Annotated in this window: 4 protein-coding genes; 1 reads left to right on the forward strand and 3 read right to left on the reverse strand. The window is 73.7% G+C overall.

The features are described 5' to 3' along the window. On the reverse strand, positions 1 to 187 hold a 187-nt coding region (locus B7767_RS47400; protein ID WP_218775819.1), incomplete at its 3' end, for a hypothetical protein. Between the two features lie 414 nt (positions 188 to 601). Between B7767_RS47400 and B7767_RS25600 the strand changes: the two genes are divergently transcribed. Continuing rightward, positions 602 to 784, forward strand: coding sequence for a hypothetical protein (locus tag B7767_RS25600; RefSeq protein ID WP_030822433.1), 183 nt, complete (start codon positions 602 to 604; stop codon positions 782 to 784). 4 nt (positions 785 to 788) lie between these two features. On the opposite strand, the gene B7767_RS25605 is transcribed toward B7767_RS25600, so the two are convergent. Both B7767_RS25605 and B7767_RS25610 read right to left on the reverse strand, forming a co-directional pair. Next, a complete protein-coding gene (locus B7767_RS25605; RefSeq protein ID WP_085574259.1) occupies positions 789 to 2,174 on the reverse strand; it encodes a tannase/feruloyl esterase family alpha/beta hydrolase in 1,386 nt (461 codons plus the stop codon). A 182-nt stretch (positions 2,175 to 2,356) separates the two neighbouring features. Beyond that, on the reverse strand, positions 2,357 to 2,718 hold a 362-nt coding region (locus tag B7767_RS25610; RefSeq protein ID WP_256923567.1), incomplete at its 5' end, for a hypothetical protein.

Consider the following 2,718-nt stretch of genomic DNA (forward strand, 5'->3'; position numbering starts at 1 on the left):
CGTGCACGGCGGCGGCGCCCCAGAACCGGGTGGCCCGGTGCCCCGCACCACCGGCCCGCGCGCGCGTGAGGAACGGGAGCGCGTCGCGCACCGGCAGCACGGTGGCGGGCACACGCACTGCCTCGATCCCGTCGTCGCCGGGCACCACGACGGTCAGGTCCTCGGCCGACGCCGCGTCCGCGTCCACGGCCGGCGGAGGTGAGCCGTCGGGCCGCCAGAACGCGAGTCGGCCGGTGCGGGCGGGGTCACCCGGTACGAATACGGCCGGGCAGCCGGCCAGTTCGGAGTGTGCGGAGTGTGCGGAGGAGGGCGCCGGGGGAGTCGTCTGCGCAGCGATGACAGAAGTCCTCAAATTTGACTAGTGAAGCCGGAGTCGCCGATGGTACAGCACGAGCGGCACCGGCCGGGTGTGCCTGCGCTGTGAGACGGGTCACCATGAAGGTGTGCCGTGGGCCTCCCGCCGGGGAGGCCCACGACGGGCTCTCGAAGACCTTAGGGGTCGCGTCTCAGGGACGTCTCAGGGTCGCGGTCCGGAACCGTCGTGTGCGCGGGCCCGTTTTCACGGCAGAGAGCGGCAGTGGCCGCGAAGGAGGCGACACTCATGTCGAAGAACGCCAAGATCGCCGCGGGGGGTGTGGCGGCCGGACTGATCCTGCTCATCTGGCTGCCCTGGTGGGCCGCCCTGCTGATAGTCCTGGGAGTCCCGGCCGCCGCGTACCTCGCCCTGGACCCCGCACAGCGGCGCAGGCTGCGCCGCGTCTCGCGCAAGGAGCTGGGCCGCTGAGGCGCTACGGCGTCACCGCCTCACCGGAGTCCAGCGCGCAGGAGTCGACCACGTCGCCGTCCGCGGGCCCGCCGACCGTCCGGTCGGCGGGCGGCGCGACTCCGCGCTCCACCCATGCGACCAGGGCGTCGAACGCCGAGCGGTAGCAGGGCAGGATCGGCCGCAGCCGGTCCGGACGGGTGTCGTACAGCCCGTCGACGTGCGTTCCGCCCCGCACCGTGTAGTAGCGGTGCATCCGCCCGCGTCCGCTCGCCTCGACCATGCCGTCGTACACGTCGGAGTCGACGGACTTGGGCAGCAGCGCGTCCAGATCGCCGTGCAGGGTGATCATCGGCCGTCCGATCCGCCCGGTGAGCGCCACACGCTCCACGGCACGGTGCACGGACGCGGGGCGCGAGGCGTAGTCGTAGGCGGCGTCGGACGGGCACGGCGCGAGGACCTGCTCCGTCGTCGACCCGGCGGAGGGGCCGGGGCAGCCCGGGTCGTAATCCGGGTCGAACTCGGCGCGGTAGAGCTTCTGCGTGAGCCCCCAGTACACCTTCTCGTGGTACGGCCACAGGAACTCGGACCCGCGGGCGAAGCCCGCCGCGTACATGTCCTCGTCGGTGGCTTCGCCGTACGTCCGGGCCACCGCCACCGGAAGGGAGAGCAGCGGGTGGCGTCCCTCGGCGGCCCACAGGGTGCCCTCCCAGTCCACTCCGCCGTCGTACAGCTCCGGGTGGTTCTCCAGCTGCCAGCGGGTGAGGTAGCCGCCGTTGGAGACGCCGGTCATGTACGTGCGGCGTGGGACGTGCCCGTAGCGCTGGGCCACCGCGCGCCGGGCGGCGCGGGTGAGCTGGGTGGTGCGCGCGTTCCACTCGGCGACCGCGTCACCGGGCCGCCTGCCGTCACGGTGGAAGTCGACGCCGCTGTTGCCCTTGTCGGTCGCCGCATAGGCGTAGCCACGCGCCAGTACCTGGTCGGAGATCGCCTTGTCGGTCGCGTACTGCTTGCGGTTGCCGGGCGCCCCGGTGACGACCAGCCCGCCGTTCCAGCGGTCGGGCAGCCGGATCACGAACTGGGCGTCGTGTCGCCAGCCGTGGGTGTCGTTGAAGCGGGACGAGTCCGGGAAGTAGCCGTCGATCTGCACCCCGGGCACGCCGGACGGCGACCGGGTGGCCGCGGCGGTCAGCCCCGCCTGGTCGGCCATGTCCGTGTACGGCGTACCGGCCAGCCCCGCCGTGGTCAGATCGGCGAGACAGGCAGTGCGCTGATGGGCGGCGCCCGGCACGCGCACGCGTTCCTGGCGCGCGCAGTGACCGTCCCCGGCCGCGCCGGCCGGAGTCGGAGCGGTGAGGGTGGCCGCGGCGAGGACGGCGACGAGCAGGGGAACGCCAGGGGAGGGGCGCATGACGGCCTCCGAAAGGACGAGCAGCGGAAGGGGGGCATGGGGTCGATCGCGGAACCGCCCCATGGTGAGGGCCCGCCCTCGCCGTCATCGATGGGTTGGCGCCCTATGGAACGACGCCCACACGTGGGGTTTCAACACACGCTGACGTCCATCACCCCTGGCCCTTTCGAAGCCGCGTGCGCTCAGAGCGGCCGTACGGCCATCCGGTCGAGCGCTTCGAGCAGGCCCGGCAGCTCCGGGCCCCGGCCCACCGGCAGGACCTCGCCGGGTTCGTCGTCGAGCAGGACGAACGCGATGTCGTCGGTCCGGGCCACCAGTGACCAGCCGGGGCCGTCGGCGCGCAGGATGCGCGCGTCACCCGGGGCGAAGGACGAGCGGACCCGGCCGAGCGGCGGCGGCGAGTCGACGTACGCGCGCGCCTCCGCCAGCACCCGCCGGATCCCACCGTGCCCCGGCTGCCGATCCGTCCTGCCGCCCGTTTCTTCCGTCCGGCCGTCCTCCGCGGGCTCCTCGGCGTCGTCGGCCGCCCGGGCCGGGCCGCCCG

Source organism: Streptomyces sp. 13-12-16 (assembly GCF_002114215.1).
GTDB lineage: Bacteria > Actinomycetota > Actinomycetes > Streptomycetales > Streptomycetaceae > Streptomyces.